Consider the following 19,296-nt stretch of genomic DNA (forward strand, 5'->3'; position numbering starts at 1 on the left):
CACATCATCGACGTGGTGGTTCGTCAGAGCTTGGGCATGTTCCAGACGAAATCCAACAACTGGGCGTCGCCGACGTTCGAGGCGTCACCGACGAAGACGCCACCAGCCACAGCGGCGAGTACGAAAAACGAGCCAAGCAGCCGGCCCAGCCTTCGACCAGACATGTTTGCTCCTGTCGGGGAAGTGTCACGGGGATGGTGGAGGTTCCACGATCGTGCCACAAGGCAGGTACCCAGAAAAGCCGTGCGCCTGCCGCCGGCCCGAGCGTCGGTGACGTTCCGCCGTTCGGACCGCCATTCTCGTCGCAGCAGGCCAGATCACGAGCCTGCGACGGCCACCACCCACTTCGCACAGTGCCGAATACGACCTTCGGCGCATTCCGCTCGGCGGCCGGCCGGCAGGGGCCGGTCGACCGTACGGAACCACCCATCAGTCGCCCGGGAGGCCGCACCACCCATCCGGACACGCGCCCAGGGCATCGACCACCATACCCGGTCTGCGCCGTCGCACCAGTGTCGAGACACCATGCGTCCGATCGGTGGAGGGCAATGCGGCCGGAGCGGCGGATTCGGACAAGCCGGTCACGAACGGGACCGCGGGAGTGAGCGCCTTCCGTCCGGCGCCGCACGCGCTTCGCCGGCCGTCCGGATGTGCATCGTCTCCCCGTCGATGCAGTTGGCGTAGACCCGAAGCTTCGGGCTGGGGCGGCGCGGTGGCCGACGCCCGCGCAGCACAGCGATGCCGTGCCCCAGACGCCGGGCAACCGCCGCCGACGGACGCCGACATCCAGCCAGAGCGAGGCCGCCGCATGACGTAGGTCGACCTAGTGTGCCGGGGAGGGCGCCTCGGGGGGATGGCCAGCGGCGTGGCGGGCGTCGGCGAGGGCGACGGCGAGCAGCACGAGCGCGGCCACGACCGCAGCGGCCAGCGGTGGGGCGAAATACAGGGGGACGGCGGCGACCGCCAGGGCGGCGATGGCGACGACGCGGCGGATGGAAAGTCGGTCGAACACGATGCGTTCCAGACGGATGCGGCCGTAGAGGAACAGTGCTGGACCGCCGAGGATCGCGACGAGCCACACCGGCTCGGGCCGGCCGTCCGGGTGTTTCAGTACGATCTCGAAGCCGACGGCGGTGGCGACGATGCCCGTCACCATGACGACGTGGGCAGTGCCGGTGGCGTGGCCGGCGGCATACCGGTCCCCCGCCGCGGCGACGGCTTCGGCGAGGATCTGGCCGGAGCGGTAGAAGTAGATGCGCCACAGCAGCACCGTCGACAGGAACGCCACCACGAGCCCCGCGGCGGCCGTCGCGGTGACCGGCTGGTTGGTCAGCGTGGTGCCGACGGCGAGGACGGTTTCCCCGAGGGCGATCATCAGGAACTGTTGGTAGCGCTCGGGCAGGTGATGGCGGCTGTCCATGGCCCACGCACTGACCTGCGCTGGCCGGGCCATCCCCGGCACCGGCCAGCGCAGCTGCCCGGCGACGATGTCGATGGTCACGGCGATCCCCCACAGGGCGGCCCGGGTACCGCCACTGACGGCCGCGCCGGCGAGCCAGATCACCGCCGTGGCCGCGTACCACAGCACTGACCGGAGGTAGAGCTGCCGAAGGGGGTGCCCGCGCAGCGCGGGCATCAGGATGAGCGGCCGGCCGAGCTGCAGGATCACGTACGGCAGCGCGAACGCCCACCCGCGGCCCACGAACGCGTACGGGAGCGAGGTCGACATGACCAGCAGCCCGAAGGCACTGGCCAGCACAATCCACTGGATCTTGCGGCGGCGGGGGTCGAACCAGCTGGTGATGTGCGCGGTCGTGATCCACAACCAGATCAGCGGCAGCGACAGCACCAGCAGGAAGGCCATCGACCGCCACCGGACGACAGCGTCTTCGCTGACGATGTCCCGCGCGACGCGGCTGACCACCCCGGCCAGGGCGAACACCAACACCAGGTCGACGAACAGTTCCAGGAAGTTGGCCTGCCGCACGTCCTCGCGACGTTGCAACAGGTCCTGACCTTGTCCACCGCCTTCCGGATGTCCCATACCGCTCATACTCACCGCCACCCGCCCGGCTCACCGGGGGTTGGACGTCGTACACCCGGAGGGAAGCCGCACACCGGTGACCGGCAACGACTCCTGGCCCGACCAGGATCTCGTACGAATGGGCGACGACTGGCTGAGGCGGGACGATCGCCATCGGTGTTGCTCTCCGTCGAGGGCGGGGCGATCGCTGCCGCGCAGCAGAGTTGCTTGCCTCCGAGTCACGCGGGCACTGTCCGCGGTTCGAGGACGATCAGGACCAGGGCGTGAGCCATCCCCCGGGTGCCCCGATCCTCTACGCCACCCGGCCGGCGTCAAGGGCGCTGCGCGTCGGCGCGCCGATGGCCTACGGCCACCCTCGACCCCGACCGGGCGCCGCAGTCCTTGGCACCTATCCGGGGGATGGGAGCAGACTGTCGGCCACCTTCCGCAGGGAGGCCGGACGGTCTACGACTGCCTCAGACCGGGCCGGTGACGAGAAGGGCTTTGTGATGGCTCCAAAGCCACTGTAGGTACTGCTGCACTTCCTCCGGCGTGGCGACCCATCCGTTGTCCATGTAGTTGAGGATGCGCTTGATCTCGCCGGGTACGAGGTCGTAGGCGGTCGCTCCAGTTTCCGGGACGGATGTGTCAGGGGGGACGGCCACGGGAAGCGGGATCATGGGGAGGCGAAGTCCAGTCCTGGTGAAGGCTTTGAGGACCGTGAGGTAGACGCGGGCCAGGTGGTACGGGGAGACAGCGAGCGCGAGACTGGCGATCCTGCGGGCTTGGACCTGGTTGACGATCCATGCGGCCTGCAAGCCGGTGTTGGGGGCCGGGTCGGCTTGGAGGAAGACACCATTGGTGCGACGAAGGCCGAGGCTCCGCAGGTAGTCGAGCGTGATCTCGACGTAGGTCTCTTCATCCGGATTCCCATTCGCCACCAGAAGGTAGCGAAGCGCTGGGTTCGCCTCCCAGTTGCGGATCGCATGAGTGAGACGCCATTCCTCGCCCTGACCGGTGGCTACCACGAGCGCGTCGACGTGGTCGGCGGCTGACTGGGGCAGGGTCAGGATCACCGTGAGGGCTTTCATCACCCCCACACACTGGCCCGCTGTGAAGCCGGCCAGATCCTCCTCCGCCACAACCCGAGGAGCCGCCTTGTTGGGATTCACCGAACCACCCCGGCCGGCTCGGGAAGGCCCGTGACCAACACCAGGGACACCAGGTCGTCAGGTTGAGGGAGGGAGATCATGCACGCGATCTTTCCAGCCCTCAGGCCGGCCTGCGTGCCCGATACGTGCCCAATGGGCCGGTCGATCAGGCGCAACGGCGGTCAACAACGGCAGTCAACGACAAAGGCCCCTGATCCACGTTTACGCAGGTCAGAGGCCGTGTCGCTGCCTGGTGGCGGGTAGAGGATTCGAACCTCTGTAGCTTTCGCGACGGATTTACAGGGCGTCCGGAATCTTGGCCGACTCAGCGTCTGTCACCTGGCGTTTTGCTCGTCGGGGCAGCAACGAAACGGTCAGCCGCCCACCATCTGCCCACGCCCGCCAGGTTCGCCCGAGCTCTCACGACGCCGAGGGCAACGGCGAATCAGACGGCATCCCAGCCTCATCCGACGAGGTAGGAGAAGCGGTGGGCGCAGGCACCGAAACGGAAGGCGCCACCGCCGGAACGTTTCCCTGTCCAGAGGACCAGACCAGGGGCACAACGATCGCGACGATCGCGACCAGTAGAGCAAAGATCGCAACCACCGCCGAGATCCAAGCCACACGCCGGCTGTCCTTGGCCACCCCGAGAGCCTCAAGCTCTCTCTGCTCGGCGCGCTCAAGTCGTTGCTGGTCGTCAGCCCGGTCGTGCTCGACCTTCGACACGAAGTCCGCGAACTGCTGCGCCAAGGCAGCGTTCCACTTCAGGAGTTCCGTTTCACGTTGCTCAGCCCGCTCGTGGCGCTCCGCCTCCTCAGCTTCCCTCGCGGCTACGGACTCGGCAAGGTCTTCCATCATCCGTTCGGACTCGATGCGCCACTGCTCACGCTCGCGCGCCTGCCGCTCAATGTCACGCTGAAGATTCCTCGGACCAGCCAGGAAATTCATCGGATCAGCCACGAAGCTCCATTGTCCCTTCAGTCATGCCTTCTGTCCCACCAGGCTCAGCCCTGCGGGCAACAACCGGTCATCCGAGGGCATTCCCGATCTTGTCGTTCATGGTGTCGTCGCCGCCGTCGATGCAGTTGGCGTAGACGCGGAGCAGGACGGCGACGCCGTGGCCCAGGCGCCGGGCTACCTCGGTGGGCGGGACGCCAGCATTCAGCCAGAGCGAGGCCGCCGCGTGACGCAGGTCGTAGGGCCGGCGGACGAGCGGCGAGGCGACCTGCGATTCGGTCAGCGCCTTCTCTCGGGCGAGCTTCCACCACCGGTCGTAGACCGACTCGGAGAGCGGCCCGCCGTGCAGACCACGGAAGAACCGACCATCCGGGCCGACGCCGTGGTTCTCGACGTGCGCGCACAGCAGTTCGACGAGCCGAGGCGGGATCGGGACTGCCCGGGTTTCCTGCCGGCCGCGGTGCTTGAGTCCGCGTTGTTCGTGGGAGCCGCCGTCATCGGTCCAGTGGGACCCGACGCGCGGGGCAGTGCCGGCGAGCACCAGGCGACCCCAGCGGTACTCAATCTTCTCGTGGTCGCATGACGGGGAAGGCTTCACCACCGCCAGGTCGTCAAAGTCGGTCCCGCAACCAAGGCAGCGCCCGGGAAGGTCGCAGTCCTCCCGCCGTAGGTCGGCCGCTTCCGAGGGCCGCATGCCCGCGTAGTAGAGGCAGCCGAAGAAGGCTGTGACCTTGTCGGCGCGTTTGCCGAGAGATTTCACCGCCTCCAACAGCGTGGCGACCTGAGCGGGGTTTGCCACCACCCGCCGGTCGATGGACTGCGCGACCTCGGGGGCGGTCCACTGGACCCGGTCGACGGGGTTGGACGCGATCAGTTCCAGCTCGACGGCGTACCCGAGCGCGTTGTAGAAGGTGGCCCGCTTGCGCTGGACGGTGGAGGCAGCCGCGGGCTTGCCGTCGAGGCGTACACACAGGCTGTCGAGGACTCGGCGGACCATCGCGGGCGAGTCCAGCTCGACGACCGGTAGCGACGCGGTTTCCAGCCAGGCGAGTGCCGCCGCGTGGTCGGCCGGGATCTCGTCGGACCAGCGACGCGGGTTCAGCCCGTAGAGGTACAGCGCCTCACGGAGCACGGCGTCATCCGGTCGGCCCCGCTTCGTCGGCCGGGTCAGGGTCACCGTGATCGAGGTCAGCGCCTCGACGATCGACCGCCGGGTCTTGGCCGCCGCCCGGGGCCACTTCATCTCGACGTACGCGCGGCTGTGCGCGTACCAGGTGGTGGGGTTCTTGGTTCTGGCCTCAGAGACCGGGCGCCCGGTGGCCGGATCGAACGGCTCCCCCGCGTTGGCCGCCTGGACCAGCTCGGCGCGAAACGAGTGCGCCAGCGCCTTGGTACGGAACATCTCCTCGAAGCGCTGGCCGCTCACCGCCCAGCGGACCCGCCACGGCCGAGCCTTCCGGTCAGCGCGCTTGCCGATCTCCCAGATCTGAACCTCGTAGCTCTTCACGCGGCGTCCTGCTCCAGCTCACCGAGCCACCGGCCCAGCGCCGACCGGCGGACCCGCAGCTGCCCGTTCGGGAGCTTGATCACCCGCGGTCCCTTGCCGGTCTGCCGCCAGTAGAACCAGGTCGAGCGCGGTACGCGCAGCTCGGCGAGCACTTCCGGCACGGTCAACAACTCCTCGTTCACTGCGTTTCCTCCCCGTGGTGCTGTGCGCTGTGCTGAGTTGCCGAAAGATCTGAGGACCCCTGCGCGGCCCGGTCCTTGGCGGCGAGCAGTTCGGACCGCCAGCGGGCGCGTTCGCTGATCGACCGCATGAGCCGGTAGGACAGGGGTCCCACGTCGGGGTCGTCGGGGCGGGCGAGTTCCCAGGCGTGCCGGACCCGTTCGGTGGTGGCGCCCTGGTCGTCGACGGGCTGCCCGGTCTCGCCGGCTGTGCCGCTGTCGGTGGTGGCGCCGAGCAGTGCCCGGACCCAGGCCCGCGTGTCGTGTTTGTGGTCGGCGAGGGTCTTGCCGGACCAGTCGCGGGAGATGAGAATTCGCCGGCCGCCGATGCCGAGGGTGTCCCGCTGGTGCACCTTGCCCTTGCAGCGGCCCGGCTTGAGCTTCGCGTGCGCCTTCTTCGGCTGGACGCCGTAGAGCAGCCAGTTCGCGCACCGGTCGGTGCATGGCGTGAGCTGGAGTTGCTGCCAGAGCCGGTCGAGGTGCTTGCGCTGCCGGTCGGTGGTCGCCTTGTGGCAGTCGCCGGTGTGCTTGGTGATGTACTTCGTGACGTACCGGATGGTGCGCTCCGCGTCCTCGGTGCCGGGCATGACGCCGCGGGCGTCGACCTGGGCGCCAAAGCGGACGACGTGCACGGGCTCGGCGTCCGGGTCGTCGTCGATGGCGTCGAGTGCTTCCGTCCAGGTGGTCAGAGGCTCGCGGGTGTCGGGGTCGACCCATGCAGCCGCCTGCTCGTCCCAGACCGGGAGCCGGTCGAGGGTGTACCGCTGGACTTCGACCGAGGGCCACCACACCTGGTGATAGGTCGCCGCCGCCACGGTACGCAGCACATCGCGGGGGATGGTGCCTCGGATGGCGAAGTGGGCGTGTGGGGCGAGACGACGTTGCGGCTCGACGCAGCCGGCGTACTGGACGTTCCAGCCCTCGCAGCGACGTAGGTTCTGCCAGAACCGGTCGAGCAGCCGGGGGAAGTGCACGGCGTCCCAGGCGGCGCGGCGGTAGTCGTACCGGTCGGGGTTGACCGGGGTGCCGTCGGGGCGGACCGGCCCGTACGAGTCGAGCGTGAGCGTGAGCCACATGGACGGCCGGAAGGTCGAGCCGTCGGGGGCGGTGTAGGTCTTGCCGACGGTGCGCCGCTCGACCTTGCGCCGGGGCAGGTCGGGGGCATCCTGGCGCCGCCTGGTGGAGCGCTTGCGCCGGCGGCCGGGCTCGTCGTCCTGGTCCTCGTCGACGTTGCCTTGGGGAGGCCCGACGCGCCCGCGCAGGCCCTCAGCGGCGATGGCCTCTTCCACCTCGCGGATTGCCTCGTCGAGATCGGCGACCTGGTCGTACTGACTGGCCCGGCATGCTTCGTCCCGGGCGAACTCGAAGTGCGCCCGAAGCAGGATCAGCGATTTCTGTTCCTCGGTCGCGGGTTCCGGGCCGGGTAGTGGCTCGTCGTCGCGGTGCCAGCCCTCCCGGATTTGGGCCTGGCGCAGCCGGCGGTTCTTCTTCGCGCACGGCGCGCACTTGTCTTCGCGGGTCGCCCCGCAGGGCAGGTCGATGACCTCGGTCAGGCCGGTGTCGAGGTCAGTGCGGCGCATCGCCAGCGGGCGGACGCAGACGCCGTACTCGGCCGCGATCTCTTTCAGCACGTCGACCGAGCGGGGTAGCGCCATGCGGGCCGCCCGCGACCCCGGCCGAGGAGCAACCGGGGTCGGGGCGGCGGGGGCGAGACCGGGCAGGGTCGGAGCAGTCATCGGATGATCCCGACGACCTGGGGCCGGTTGGGCTGGACGACGCCGAGCGGAGGCAGCACCGCCGACGGGGCCGGGCGGACCGCTGGGGCGGGCACGGTCGGCTCAGCCGGTCGCTCCGGTTCAGGCTCGGTGACGACCTGCTCCGGGACCTCATAGGTCCAGTCGATGCGCGGTTGGTCCGGCTCAGGAGCCGGGACGGTCGCGGGTGCGCTGGACAGGACGACCTTCACCAGGGCGAGAAACGCCAGCGACGGAACGGCCGCCACGATCCAGCCCCACACCGACGGTTCGGCTTCCGCGACCTGGGCGGCGAGGGAGAGCAGCGCGAACGCGACCAGGAGCACGCCGACCAGGCCGACGGGACGACCGGCGCGACGGCGGGCGCGGATCTCCAAGCCAAGGTAGATCGCCATCAGCTCGACGGCTACAGCGTTGGCCCAGCCGATCCAGTCGGGCTGGCCGTGGGCAACGGTCAGGTCGTGGACATGGGTGAAGGCGGCAGCACCGGCCATGGTGCCGATGGCGAGGAGGATCAGCACCCGTACGCCGGACTCGGCCCGGTGGCGGATCATCGGCCACCCCGGGGGCTGCGGACGGTGAGGGTAATGCTGATGCGCTGCCCATCGAGGTCGCGGCGGCGGTTGACCATGTGCGCCAGTCCGTGCAGGGCGGCGGCGAGCCGGTCCGGGGAGTCGTTCAGCTCGATGTGCAGCGGCTTGAGTCGGTGGGTGCCGAGGAAGAAGCGCTTGAGGGACGTCATCGGGTTACCTCCGGGCCGGGGTGACGCGGGTGCGGATGTGGTCGGGCGGGTCGCCGAGGGAGGCCACCGCTTCGGAGAGGCAGCGCCACAGCGCCCACGCCTCGTCGGGAGTGAGGTACATGCGGCGCCGGCCGCCACCGACGGCGAGATAGAGCGGGTACGGGTCGGGCCGGTCCGGGTCGACGCGGACGGATACCGCCGTCGGGCCGGTCGGGTTCGGTGCGCGCAGCCGGTAGAAGCGCCGGCTGTCCGTCGGGGCGGTCACCGCGGCTCACCCCCGTCGGCGTCGAGGATGTTGCGCAGCGCGTCGGGCAGCAGTGGCCCGCGACGCGGCCGGGGCAGGGACGGCCGGACCGGTTCGGTGGTCGACTCGCGGCCGACCTGGGCGAGGATGTCCGCCGCGTCTGCCGGGGCCGGGTATTCCCGGGCAAGGTCGCGGATGTGGTCATCGGTGATGTAGGAGAACCGGACCCGCAGGGGTTCGGGGGTGCCGTCAAGGATCACGTAGCCGACGCCCTTGGCCCAGCGGGGCATCTGGTCGGCCAGGGCGCCCCGGTTGCGTGCGCCGTCGCCCAACACGAGGTCGACCTGTGCCGCTTCGGTCAGGCCGAGCGCGATCCGGGTCGGGAACAGGTCCCGGAACGGCAGCACCTCCTTGCGGGGGTCCTGCAACGCGGCCACGACCAGCACGCCGACCCCGGCACCCTGGGACAGCAACAGGCCCAGCGATCCTGCGATGCGCTTTCGCAGGTCGACGTCTTGCAGGTACGCGGTGAGCGCGGCCATCTCGTCGATGACGACCACGACCAGGGGGTCAGCTTCGGTCGGGGTGTGCACCCGGACGGTTCCGGCGAGCCGGGTCTGTCGTTCCCGCATGACCGTCACGGCCTCGTCGAGGAGGTCGGCCATTGCCTCGAAGGACTTGCAGGCGAACCGGGCGAACAGCGGCCGGCCCATGGCGAACTCCATCCCGCCCTTGGGGTCGATCACCCAGAGCCGGACCAGGCCGGAGGTGATGCCGCCGGCCAGCGACCGAACCAGCGACCAGAGCACCGAGCCCTTGCCGGACCGGGTGGCCCCGCCGATGAGGACGTGCGTGGCGAGCAGGTGCAGGGACCATGTGCCCAGGTCTTCCCGCCGCGCGAGGGGAAGAGCGGTGAAGTCCGGGACGGCCGGAGCGTCGAACGGCGCCACGACCGGCCGCAGGGCGTCGGTGCGGACGAGCACCAGGTAGACCACGGTCGGCCGGTCACGGAACCGCACCCGGTCCACCAACCCGAGCACCAGCGCCCAGTAGCCGGTACGGGTCGGCGGGTCCTCGGGCCGCTCGGAGTACACCCGGGCGTGCCGCCGGCCGAAGGCGTACGCAAGGTTCGCCGTGACCTTCTGGAAGTCGGCCGGGGTCTGCCCGCGGACCATGCGGATGGTCAGCACGTCGAGGGCCTGATCCGAGCGCACGCGCAGCAGCTCGGGCAGGACCGCCCGATGGTCGTACGTCTCGGCGAGGCCGCACAGGGTCATGGCCTCACGCCACGCCCGCCGGTACACGAAGACCTGACGGAACCGGCCGAGCAGCGGCCCAGCGCACCACCGCCACCAGGACGCTTCGTCCCGCCACCGCCACACGGCCGACACCGCCGACGCCAGGACCAGCGGCACGACCAGGCCCGCCCAGCCGTGATCGGCGTAGAGGACGACGGCGAGCACGGCCAGGCCCACGGTGACCGGGTGGCGCAGACACCACCAGCAGCCCCGGGCGAGCCAGCGCAGCACCAGGCCGAGCACGACCACCCACATCGGCAGCTCGAACCGCTTTGGCCGAATCACCATCAGATCCCCGGCGGTCGTCATCACCACCTCGCCACGCGGCCGGCGCATCATCGCGCACCCCGCAGCGACACGAACCGACCCGACGAGTCCCGGACCGGAGGAAGGGGAAGAACGAGTTGCCCGACGCAGAGCGGGCAGCGGTCAGCCGCGCCGCCGGCCGGGTCGAACCGGGACTGACAGACGCCGCACCGAGGCTGAGCCGGGGCAGCCGAACGCCTACGCTTGGACACGTCACTACCTCTCTCGACAGAGCAGGGGAAAGAGACAGAGGGCGGGGCTGCCGTCCGCCAAGACCTGACAGCCCCGCCCCCACCTGATGCGGCTACGCCGCCGCCTTCTTGGCCACGCCCGCCGGCGCACGCATCCCGGTCGCCCGCAGCGAGTACGCCATCCGACCGTTGTTCGACACGTACGGCGTGACCGTCATGCCCTCGAACTCGACCGCCTCGAACGGGGCGCCCGTCGGCGGAACCGGCTGGTAGTCCGCCGAGATCTTCACCGTCGTCTCCCGGGAGCGCTTGCCAAGCTCCGGGTCGAGGTCCATCACCCGCACCTGCCACACCCGCTGGCCGGTCAGCTTGTCCTTCGCCGGCGACCGCCGACCCGTCTTCTCGTCGTAGTCCTCCACCTCACCCAGCGACTCGGGCACCAACGCGCACCCCGCCGGGAACACGTCCTCACAACGCACGGCGAACCTCGTACCGCCACGCAGAGCCATCGCTCAACCTCCAGGTTGTTGGCATGTCTGCCAAGTTGAGGCTCCAAGGTAGACGGCACTTGGCAGACAAGTCAACAACCTTCGTGGGCCCCGGGAATGCCGTTAGCGATCGCCTACCTGGACCCTCACTGGTGGGCCGCCCTCAGCTGCGCCCGAGCGACGGCGAAGCTTGCAAGGAGGCGTGCTTGCTAGCAAACTTGCTTGCAAGCAGAGTTGCTAGCGGTATCGGATTGCACGCGCGGAAGCTGGATGCGAATCCAGCGCTCCGGTCGCGCGATTCAAACCGGTGATCGGAAAGCTGCAACAGAGGCCAGCAACTAAGTAGATCAGTAGATACTGCAAGTGTGGCGTGCATAGAACGCCATGTGTGACGTGTGTAGAGTGCACTTCTATAAGCTGAGGTTTGGAAGTTGAGGTGCGTTGCACGTTCAACGCATCGAGCTTCCACCGAAGATGTGGTGACCTGTCGTGAAGAGCGGGAGGTTCCCATGCAGGAACGGGCCCCCGCCGTGCCCTAGGAAGCGAAGGCGGGAGCCCGTCGGGCGGTCGGCCTACCTAACCAACTAGGTGGGCCGGCCCCCATCCCCATCCCTGAACATTTCCATGATCAGCGATGCCATGATGGGCGTGCTGAGCTTAAAGAACCAGCTGAGCGCGTCCACCAGTCGGCGACGCCGGCAGGAATCGTTCCTACGGACCCGACCCCGCGCCTTGCGGGGCCTGGGCCTCTTGGGGGACCTGGTCATACTCCACCTCCTCGCGGCGACATGAACGGATCGCCTCCGACGTTGAGGAGGCGACCGGGCTGCTTGCGCGTCGCAGGTCGGTCGAGTCTGACTCGGAAAGAATCATAGCCATACGGGCGGGAATAATTGCAAGCGACACTCCTCGAATTGACGCCAAACTCTGATCTTGGGAGGGCGATTCTTTGAGGTACCGCGTGGCTCCTTGACCAGGACCGGCATCTCCTGTAGCTGCGCCATTCGCGCTGACGCACTCCGCAGCCCCACGCTTTAAGCTCTCGCCACTGGGTATAGGCACCGCCATGGCGGATAAGCAGGGGAGCCAGGCTGTCGACGAAGGCCACTCGCGGCCGGCGGGCGTGGACGACACGACCGTCGAGGCGCTAGGCGAGTTGAGTAAGGCGCTGGAGACGATCCACCGAGTGCGGGGTCACCTGTACTCCGCGCACCAGCTCGTCGGCGGCGCGGATCTCACCCTCGACCGGGTGGTGAAGCTGCTCCGCGAGGCCAGACACGACGCGATGGCCGACCGGGTCGAGCACGAACTGTTGGGGCGCAACGTGCTACCGGGCCGGTGGACCTTCCAGATCGTGGAGGAGTTCGACGACGGCTACTACGCCGCGTTCCAGGAGATCGAGCGGGATGCGCGGGAGAAGTTGGCCGGCGGGCGCCGGCACATCTACGAGGCAGAGATGAAGCAGCGGCGCCGCACCCATGGCATGCCGGGGCACGAGGCTACGCCAGAGGCGTGAGCGGTAGGCCGTGCGGGAGCATTGAGGCCAGGGCGTTGGCTCTGGCCTCGATGATCCTCATGCGGGCCTGATACTCGGACGGTTCCCGGTGCGCGGCCTGGCTGGTGACCTGGCCGGGCCACTTGCGGTAGAGCAGGCCGTACTCGCGGGTGAAGTAACCTTCGCTGACCGCGTTGGCAGCGAGCAGGAGGCCGGTGTCCTCGCTGGCGGGCAGGGCCATCCAGCCACCCAGGGCGAAGACAAGATCCCGCCGCAGGCAGAGCGTCGCCGGATGCACCGATGCCCGGTAGTCGTTGGCGCGCCAGAAGGACAGGACGGAGCCGCGGGCGACGACTCCGCCGGCCGGGTCCTTCTCCCATCCGGCGGTTGACCCGTCGGGCAGCAAGTCGAGTACCCGCGAGGTGGTCCAGCCGATCTGCGGATGCGCGGTGAACGCGGCGATGTCCCGGGCCAGCGCACCGGGGGTCAACTGGTCATCAGCGTCCAAGACCTTGATGAGTTCCCCGGACACTCGGGACAGGGCCAAGGTGCGAGCCACACCAGGCCCACCGGGACGGCCGGAGCCGAGGCTGATCCGAGGATCGTCGGGCAGCGCGTCGACCAGGGCGCCGGTCTGCCCGTCTTCCTGGACAAGCCATTGCCAGTCCCAACCGGCAGGCATTTCCTGCTTAGCCAACGACTCGTAGGCGCCACCAAGGTGCTCGATGCTGGGCGCGTGGACCGGGGTAATGACCGAGACGAGCTGCGTCAAGTTTTCCACCGTTGGAGTTTGTGGGAGTAAACAAGCTCTGTGCGGTCACCCGGCATCACCGCGTCGGCGACCTCGACGACGCGGCCCGTGGTATCGACCGAGGTCTTCCGCACGGTGAGCACGGAGACGCCCGGGTCGATGTCCAGCAGCTCGGCCTCATCAGGTGACGGTGGCCGGGCCCGAACCTCGTCGTCAATCCGGTCCAGCTCGATGCCTAGCGTGTAGAGCTGGTGCTGCGTACCGCCAGGCCATGGCTCCTTGCTCTCGTCGAGCAGGTCCGGGTTCGCGGCCACCAAGTCGTACGGCAGGTACGAGTACGACAGCGTCAGCGGCGCGTTCTCGTGGCGGGAGGACGTCCAGTAGACCCGGCGCAGCAGCGGCGTACCCGGCTCGACCTGCAAGGCCGCCGCCATCTCCTCGTCCGCGTCGACGCGGGAGTACTCGGCGTGGAACTTGAGGTCGTCGACGGTGAGGCCGGTGTCGTGCTCGATAGCGCCGGTCTTCAACCGCTCGGCCTCGTCGAGCAGGACCCGGTCCTTCTCCCACTGGTACCGCTCGGTGTTGCGACGGCGCACCCGTTGGCGGGGTGCCCGCACGTAGGTGCCGCGCCCCTGCTCGGCCCGGACCAGGCCCCATTCCCGGAGCTGCCGGATCGCGTTGCGCACGCTGGTCCGGGACAGGCCGGACGTCTCAGCTAGCTCGGTTTCGCTGGGCATTAGCGTGCCGGGGGCTAGCTCTCCGCTCATGATTTTCGCCCGCAACTCCTCCGCGAGTTGTAGGTAGCGTGGGCGCCAGTCCCGGCCATGCACACCGGTCACCGTACCCCCTAGACGTTCCAACGTCTGCCAGGTGGTCCCCCCGGCCGGCCGCTCGGGAACCGGAGGGACCACTACCGCTGCCCGCGGCGACTGCACACGGCGCGGGCCGAGAGTGCGAGAGGGGGCTACACCCCGACGGTTGCTGCTGTTCACCGGATCTCCCCCGCCCGTTCGCGTCGACCAACGGGTGGCAGCATCGCCAGACGGGCATGCGTCAGCTCGTCAATGAGCCGGTCCACCTGCGCCGGCGACAGGAGCACTGTCTGCGTTGCGCCGTAGCGGGTCGCGTCGAGCTTCACGGCTAGGTCCCGGCGCGCGAACCGGTCGATTAGCAGTTGGAGGCTGACCCAGCCGGTCCGCTCCCGCCCGATGGTGGTCGGGAAGCCCCGATGCATCGGGTCGTTCGGTCCGCAGCCCCGGCACCACACCGGGCACACGACCGACACGATCGACGACGACGGCCGCTCCGTAACGGGTTCGCCCTCACTCATCGTCGGCCCCCTGATGGCCGCCAGCTTGCTTCATAAGCCCGCGGAGCTGCTCGACCAGTTGGGCAACCTGCGGCAGCGGCAACTCCGCCCAGGCGTTCCCGGCCCGGCACGTCGCATGAACCGCGATCAAGGGCGTCCGGGCGTCGGCACCGATGAGGTACGTAACGATGAGCCCACCCGCCCGGGTGTCACCGACCCGGTGCATCGGCCCGCGATGGCGGCGGGCCATGTGCGTCATCAGCGGCGGCACCAGGTGGCCGCAGCGATCCGGGGCACACCAGTCCGGGTGACTCGTGACGTCGGCCGGTTTGCTCGTGCGGCTCATCGCGGCCACCGCCCACCGTTGCCCCGGTAGGCCTGCGCCCGCGTCATCAATGGCGCATAACGCAGCGCGGGCAACTCTCGCGTCGGCCCCACGGACCACCGTTGCAAAGGCGGTACAGAAGCCGGGCGTGGACTCGACAGAATGTCGGTGCTGACGGCCCGGGTTGACGGGCGCATCCAGGACCACCAGGACGAGAACCAGCGGCGCCGACGATGAGAGCCGGACATCGCACCTCCACGGGTAGGCGGGGACCGGTGGCCAGCCGCGGGGGAATGCAGCCGGCCACCGGCCCGGATGAAGGCACGGCGCACCGTCCGACGCAGACGGGTCGGGTATCGCCGAGCCAACTTGTACGCGCGGCTACCGCAACCGGTCCGACAGGACGCCGCACGTCAGGTGCGGCCAGGAGCGGCATGGCACCACCCCTGATACAGGCCGTCACTCTGGCCGCACATCGGGAAACGTACCTACAAGTGGATGTGTTGTCCATACGTCGAAACGGGTCGCTGGTTGGCACTTGGTAAGACAAGTGCCAGGTACGGTGAGCAGGTGCCCGCCCCGCACTACGGACAGCCCCGCTACCGCGTCATCGCCGCCGAGCTGAGAAGACGCATCGAGAGCGGGGTCATCCCGCCCGGTGCCCTCCTGCCAGCCGAGAGTGTCCTCACTGTCGAGTTCCGGGCGAGTCGCGGCACAATCCGCCAAGCTATAGCGGTCTTGCGGGAGACCGCCCTGGTCGTCACCGAACACGGCCGCGGCACCTACGCAAGCCCTCACCCCCTGGGAAGCAGAGCAACCACAGGTGCCCGCCCCGAGACCGGACTGCGGGAAGTCGCCGCAGACCCGGAGCTTGCGGCCCTTTTCGCCGTCGAGGTCGGTACGGCTCTAGTCGAACAACAGAGCATTGACCGCACGAATGGCGTCGTTGAAGCAGTCGTCAGAACCTACAGGTTGCTTCGACCAAACGATTAGTCCCTGCTTGCAGCCCCGATATCTCCTCAAGAGCCGCCCACGTCGGGGGCTGCTCGCGTCGACAGCCACAGGGCCGGTCCGGACTGGTCTCCGCTCGGCGCCACGCAGACTCAAGCACCTGGCGGCACCCCCCAGCGGTCGCGGCCCGCCAGCGACGCGACAGATTCGGTAGCCTGCATTGCTGTCGGCCACCGGACAGAAGAACCGCGAAGTCTTCTCTATGCGGGACAATCGCGGTCCGCTGTTCGACATCTGGCCCGCGGTGGACCTCATTGAAGCAGTCCAGGATCGGCCCAGTGCAGGGATGGTGAACACCCCCTCGTTCGGCTAGGGTATCGAACCTGGCGCCCCGAGGCCCGAGCCCACGGCTGACCCGAACATTGCCTGTCAGCAGAGAACGGGGTCGCTAAGGAGATGCAGGGGGAATGGATATGCGTTGGCCGATCGAGGATCGAGACCTTGACGAACTAGAGCTTGATCTGCGCAACGTCCGAATCCCAGCCGAGGCCCTCGACGAATCCGCGATCGCGAATTACCTCGTCGAGGCAGAGGACCTGCTAGATCTGGTACGTGACATTCTCCGCGACGGTTACTTGGACAACGACTTGCCAGTCGTAGTGATGGACGACGGCCGGCGCGTTGTTGTAGAGGGAAACCGCCGCATCACCGCACTCAAAGCTATTCATAATCCTGAGTTGTTGGGCAAGTCCGCTCCGCGAATAGAAAGACTGCTTAGCCGCTATCCCGATGCCGACACGCCGACGCAGGTCCGCGTAATGGTGGCGCCATCTCGCGAGGCGGCTCAGCCGCTGTTGGCGAGACTGCATACGCGGAATGCGAAGAAATCTTGGCTACGTGAGCAACAGGCCGTTTTCTACCATGCCCAACTGTCACCCTCAGTCACTGTTGACGACCTGCGAACGCTATATCCCATAGGGACCACTCCGATAGCTAGCTTTATTCGCATGGGTGAGATGCGTGAGCTTATTCGCAGCATGAAGTATGACGATCCCGGCCTTGAAGAATTTGTCAAGACCAGTCAGCTAAAAATGACTTCGTTCGAGTACGCTTATGAATTGCCTAAGATCCGGCAAGCGCTTGGTCTCAACTTCGATAAAGACGGGCGACTCGTCAGTAAGCGACTGTCTGACGGGCAGCGCCGCGGCCTGATGTACCTGCTGGAAGAGTTCCGTGCCAAGAGGCTGAACACTCGATCCCCCGAGCTCAGATCAGCCAAGGACGAGCACAACATTTTTGCGGAGCAACTGCGCCAGCTTGTCGGTGGCATTGAAACCCATGCGTCAGATCCCACAGGCGCTGAGGAAGACCTCAGCGCAAGCCAGAACGGGTCAACGAGCGTACCCGGATCCGGCAATTCAGACGGGTCAGACGCTGACATCGCCGGCCCCAGCAGCGGGACTGGCCCGGCCGGCGGTAGGCCTAGCGGTGGGACTGGCCCGGCCGGCGGCAGGCCTAGCGCCACTGGCCCGGAAACGGGGTCGGGTGGCACCGGGCACCAGACAGGACCTACGGGGCAGCCTGGCTCGCGTGGACCGAACCGAGGCGAAACCCGCTCCAGGCTTGACATGGAAGGCTTCGAATACAAGGGGTCTTCATCGGGTTTGCGGCGACGGTTCGAGGAATTGCAACGTCTGGACGTCCGAGACTTCCCTAACGCCGCACACGATCTGCTGCGCACCGTACTCGAATGCTCCATCAAGGACCACTTCGCGACTGTCCGGCAAATGCGGCTAACCGGCAAGCAATTGGGCGCATGTATGACTGAACTGGCTTCAGCATACCAGAATGACCAGCGGATGACATCCCTTATCAATGCGATAAACCGCAAGGGCAGAATGCCGGCAGCTCAGTACGCCGGGACCGCCTTCTCCCTGAACGCAAGCAATCACGAGCCCGATTCATTTGTGGCAGGCAGGGACGTTCATGAAGCATGGGACCGGATCAAGCCGATCTTGATCGAAATCGTAGGTAGCTAGCAAGCCAAATGCCTGCTAGGCCATCCCAGACTAGACGGGAAGCAGCTGACGAGCGATAGGACGCGACGCAATGAACAATTCGCGCGCCTTTCCCGCACGATGAGCGCTGTAGCTGAGTTGGTATTCCCTGACATGATGGTCTTTGTATAGCTGCCGGATCAGGTCCGATGGGTCGTAGGTCACCACCCAGTTACCTTCGGGGTGCTGGTTCAGGACCTGCGCCAAGTCCGAGTGATCCCGATGGGTGAATGCATTCAGATAGAGACTCCCGCCCATCTCAACATACGGCGGGTCGACGTATATGAATGTTGATTCATCTGTCACGAACTCTTTCACGATCGACATTCCATCGCGGCCGAGCACAGTAATTCGCGCTGCAAGCTTTCCGATTACAGATACACGCTCAGCGAGCTGATCCCGGTTAAACCGAGCGTCAATCTTGTAATTCCCGTTCTGACGAACTCCACCAATGGGGCCGGCGTGGAGGATGCCAGAGCGGTTAGTTCGGTTGAGGTAGAAAAAAGCGAACCCCAACGACAGCGGATCTGACTCGTCGGCGCCCCGGTATATTTGTTTTTGATTCCGCCACTCTTCCACAGTTAACGGTGTGTCAGAAATCTTGGCGGCAAACTCCTGCGACTTCGAGGTAACTGCAAGCCAGAAGCAGTAGACGGCGGGATCAATGTCGTTGATGACTAATTCCTGAACCATATCTTGCTTCAGTAAAGCGATCCCGGCACCTGCCCCGCCAGCATAAGGCTCGACATAACGGGCGGACTCGGCTCCAAGCCGGCCGATGAGCCCACCGAAGAGACCAGCAAGCGCAGCCTTACCGCCTGGATACCTCAGCGGACTTGCTGCCGCAGTTCTCCCCCATGCCCTAACCTCTAGAGGCGCGGTACTCGACTCTGTCACCTGCAACCTCCCTGAGCAATATTGCTGACGGACTTGGTAGCCGCGCGACAGCTGCGCATGGCAGCAGCCTTGGCGACCAAGCGCACCGCAGCGGACACAGAACATGCCCGCGTATTGCATAGACTGATGGATCTTCCCCGTGGACCGCAAGTATTCGGTGCGTGATCGCCTGGGTCGTCCCCTCTGCCTGCTCTTACGCCGGCCTGCAGCACTGCCGGAGTAACGAAGATATCGGCTGGTCAGCGTGGCCGCCTCTCCATGCTTGCCGATCAGCAGCGCCGCGCGGATCAGAGCATGTTGTCTGGTCCCCCAGGCCCCGGCAAGGTCGCGGGGTGCTCGGCTTGATGTGGCTGGTGTAGACACGCCCTCCTGGTGGTAGCAGGGCGGGCGTGACCGCTCAGATGATCATCGAGGTTCCTACGCCTAGACCCATGCGGTCCCATGCTGCGCCGTGGTACGCTTGCCTGGTTCGGAGGCGGGTGTAGCCCTAGGGACTCACAGTTCCAGCCTTCACGAAAACGGGAGATCTGGGTTCGAATCCCAGCGCCACCATTCCGTGGTGGATGTAGCTCAACTGGCAGAGCCCCGCTTTTACCTCCAAGTTAGGCCCCGCTTGAGCGGGGCCTAGCTTG

Annotated in this window: 20 protein-coding genes; 3 read left to right on the forward strand and 17 right to left on the reverse strand. The window is 67.2% G+C overall.

Going from position 1 to position 19,296, the window contains the following annotated elements; translation table 11 throughout:
* Positions 1-23: 23 nt before the first annotated feature.
* From ACGF5C_RS03860 to ACGF5C_RS03915, 12 genes are all read right to left on the reverse strand, one after another.
* Positions 24-164 (reverse strand): hypothetical protein, encoded by a 141-nt coding sequence (locus tag ACGF5C_RS03860; protein ID WP_350711563.1) that lies wholly within the window; start codon positions 162-164, stop codon positions 24-26.
* A gap of 659 nt (positions 165-823) precedes the next feature.
* A complete protein-coding gene (locus ACGF5C_RS03865; protein WP_393296375.1) occupies positions 824-2,005 on the reverse strand; it encodes a low temperature requirement protein A in 1,182 nt (393 codons plus the stop codon).
* Between the two features lie 494 nt (positions 2,006-2,499).
* Positions 2,500-3,195 carry a hypothetical protein gene (locus tag ACGF5C_RS03870; protein ID WP_393296377.1) on the reverse strand — a complete coding sequence of 232 codons (696 nt, stop codon included), beginning with the start codon at positions 3,193-3,195 and terminating at the stop codon, positions 2,500-2,502.
* A 399-nt stretch (positions 3,196-3,594) separates the two neighbouring features.
* Positions 3,595-4,134 (reverse strand): hypothetical protein, encoded by a 540-nt coding sequence (locus tag ACGF5C_RS03875; RefSeq protein WP_393296379.1) that lies wholly within the window; start codon positions 4,132-4,134, stop codon positions 3,595-3,597.
* Between the two features lie 67 nt (positions 4,135-4,201).
* A complete protein-coding gene (locus ACGF5C_RS03880; protein ID WP_393296381.1) occupies positions 4,202-5,638 on the reverse strand; it encodes a tyrosine-type recombinase/integrase in 1,437 nt (478 codons plus the stop codon).
* Positions 5,635-5,820 (reverse strand): AlpA family transcriptional regulator, encoded by a 186-nt coding sequence (locus ACGF5C_RS03885; protein WP_018784531.1) that lies wholly within the window; start codon positions 5,818-5,820, stop codon positions 5,635-5,637. The genes ACGF5C_RS03880 and ACGF5C_RS03885 overlap by 4 nt, the downstream gene beginning before the upstream one ends.
* Positions 5,817-7,592, reverse strand: a complete 1,776-nt coding sequence (locus ACGF5C_RS03890; RefSeq protein ID WP_393296383.1) for a replication initiator — start codon at positions 7,590-7,592, stop codon at positions 5,817-5,819. The genes ACGF5C_RS03885 and ACGF5C_RS03890 overlap by 4 nt, the downstream gene beginning before the upstream one ends.
* On the reverse strand, positions 7,589-8,164 hold the full coding sequence (locus ACGF5C_RS03895) for a DUF2637 domain-containing protein (protein WP_393296384.1): 576 nt from the start codon (positions 8,162-8,164) through the stop codon (positions 7,589-7,591). Before ACGF5C_RS03895 ends, ACGF5C_RS03890 begins: the two co-directional genes overlap by 4 nt.
* Positions 8,161-8,352 (reverse strand): hypothetical protein, encoded by a 192-nt coding sequence (locus tag ACGF5C_RS03900; protein ID WP_393296386.1) that lies wholly within the window; start codon positions 8,350-8,352, stop codon positions 8,161-8,163. The genes ACGF5C_RS03895 and ACGF5C_RS03900 overlap by 4 nt, the downstream gene beginning before the upstream one ends.
* Before the next feature lie 4 nt (positions 8,353-8,356).
* Positions 8,357-8,617, reverse strand: a complete 261-nt coding sequence (locus ACGF5C_RS03905; protein ID WP_393296388.1) for a hypothetical protein — start codon at positions 8,615-8,617, stop codon at positions 8,357-8,359.
* Positions 8,614-10,230, reverse strand: coding sequence for an FtsK/SpoIIIE domain-containing protein (locus tag ACGF5C_RS03910; protein WP_393296390.1), 1,617 nt, complete (start codon positions 10,228-10,230; stop codon positions 8,614-8,616). The genes ACGF5C_RS03905 and ACGF5C_RS03910 overlap by 4 nt, the downstream gene beginning before the upstream one ends.
* Before the next feature lie 274 nt (positions 10,231-10,504).
* Positions 10,505-10,900 carry a transcriptional regulator gene (locus ACGF5C_RS03915; RefSeq protein ID WP_166456973.1) on the reverse strand — a complete coding sequence of 132 codons (396 nt, stop codon included), beginning with the start codon at positions 10,898-10,900 and terminating at the stop codon, positions 10,505-10,507.
* 1,033 nt (positions 10,901-11,933) lie between these two features.
* Between ACGF5C_RS03915 and ACGF5C_RS03920 the strand changes: the two genes are divergently transcribed.
* Positions 11,934-12,395 carry a hypothetical protein gene (locus ACGF5C_RS03920; RefSeq protein WP_393296495.1) on the forward strand — a complete coding sequence of 154 codons (462 nt, stop codon included), beginning with the start codon at positions 11,934-11,936 and terminating at the stop codon, positions 12,393-12,395.
* On the opposite strand, the gene ACGF5C_RS03925 is transcribed toward ACGF5C_RS03920, so the two are convergent.
* The 4 genes from ACGF5C_RS03925 to ACGF5C_RS03940 form a co-directional block, all read right to left on the reverse strand.
* Positions 12,379-13,155, reverse strand: coding sequence for a glycosyltransferase family 2 protein (locus ACGF5C_RS03925; protein WP_393296392.1), 777 nt, complete (start codon positions 13,153-13,155; stop codon positions 12,379-12,381). The two genes, ACGF5C_RS03920 and ACGF5C_RS03925, sit on opposite strands and share 17 nt — an antisense overlap.
* On the reverse strand, positions 13,143-13,964 hold the full coding sequence (locus ACGF5C_RS03930; RefSeq protein ID WP_393296394.1) for a GntR family transcriptional regulator: 822 nt from the start codon (positions 13,962-13,964) through the stop codon (positions 13,143-13,145). The genes ACGF5C_RS03925 and ACGF5C_RS03930 overlap by 13 nt, the downstream gene beginning before the upstream one ends.
* A gap of 149 nt (positions 13,965-14,113) precedes the next feature.
* Positions 14,114-14,455, reverse strand: a complete 342-nt coding sequence (locus tag ACGF5C_RS03935; RefSeq protein ID WP_393296396.1) for a precorrin-4 C11-methyltransferase — start codon at positions 14,453-14,455, stop codon at positions 14,114-14,116.
* A complete protein-coding gene (locus ACGF5C_RS03940) occupies positions 14,448-14,780 on the reverse strand; it encodes a hypothetical protein (RefSeq protein ID WP_393296398.1) in 333 nt (110 codons plus the stop codon). Before ACGF5C_RS03940 ends, ACGF5C_RS03935 begins: the two co-directional genes overlap by 8 nt.
* A 549-nt stretch (positions 14,781-15,329) precedes the next feature.
* Between ACGF5C_RS03940 and ACGF5C_RS03945 the strand changes: the two genes are divergently transcribed.
* Positions 15,330-15,752 (forward strand): GntR family transcriptional regulator, encoded by a 423-nt coding sequence (locus tag ACGF5C_RS03945; protein WP_393296399.1) that lies wholly within the window; start codon positions 15,330-15,332, stop codon positions 15,750-15,752.
* A 425-nt stretch (positions 15,753-16,177) separates the two neighbouring features.
* Positions 16,178-17,749: a hypothetical protein gene (locus tag ACGF5C_RS03950; RefSeq protein ID WP_393296401.1), complete on the forward strand. Its 1,572-nt coding sequence runs from the start codon at positions 16,178-16,180 to the stop codon at positions 17,747-17,749.
* 30 nt (positions 17,750-17,779) lie between these two features.
* Here the strand turns inward: ACGF5C_RS03950 and ACGF5C_RS03955 are convergent, their stop codons facing one another.
* The gene (locus ACGF5C_RS03955; RefSeq protein WP_393296403.1) at positions 17,780-18,664 is read right to left on the reverse strand and encodes a DNA adenine methylase; all 885 of its coding nucleotides are present in this window, start codon (positions 18,662-18,664) and stop codon (positions 17,780-17,782) included.
* Positions 18,665-19,296 lie beyond the last annotated feature (632 nt).

The organism is Micromonospora sp. NPDC047620, assembly GCF_043205005.1.
Lineage (GTDB): Bacteria > Actinomycetota > Actinomycetes > Mycobacteriales > Micromonosporaceae > Micromonospora.

Bases quoted from the DNA above. Each gene is read 5' to 3' on its own strand.
- ACGF5C_RS03860 (WP_350711563.1), bottom strand. From the start codon at position 164: ATGTCTGGTCGAAGGCTGGGCCGGCTGCTTGGCTCGTTTTTCGTACTC.
- ACGF5C_RS03890 (WP_393296383.1), bottom strand. From the start codon at position 7,592: ATGACTGCTCCGACCCTGCCCGGTCTCGCCCCCGCCGCCCCGACCCCG.
- ACGF5C_RS03895 (WP_393296384.1), bottom strand. From the start codon at position 8,164: ATGATCCGCCACCGGGCCGAGTCCGGCGTACGGGTGCTGATCCTCCTC.
- ACGF5C_RS03900 (WP_393296386.1), bottom strand. From the start codon at position 8,352: ATGACGTCCCTCAAGCGCTTCTTCCTCGGCACCCACCGACTCAAGCCG.
- ACGF5C_RS03910 (WP_393296390.1), bottom strand. From the start codon at position 10,230: ATGCGCCGGCCGCGTGGCGAGGTGGTGATGACGACCGCCGGGGATCTG.
- ACGF5C_RS03915 (WP_166456973.1), bottom strand. From the start codon at position 10,900: ATGGCTCTGCGTGGCGGTACGAGGTTCGCCGTGCGTTGTGAGGACGTG.
- ACGF5C_RS03935 (WP_393296396.1), bottom strand. From the start codon at position 14,455: ATGAGTGAGGGCGAACCCGTTACGGAGCGGCCGTCGTCGTCGATCGTG.
- ACGF5C_RS03940 (WP_393296398.1), bottom strand. From the start codon at position 14,780: ATGAGCCGCACGAGCAAACCGGCCGACGTCACGAGTCACCCGGACTGG.
- ACGF5C_RS03950 (WP_393296401.1), top strand. From the start codon at position 16,178: ATGGATATGCGTTGGCCGATCGAGGATCGAGACCTTGACGAACTAGAG.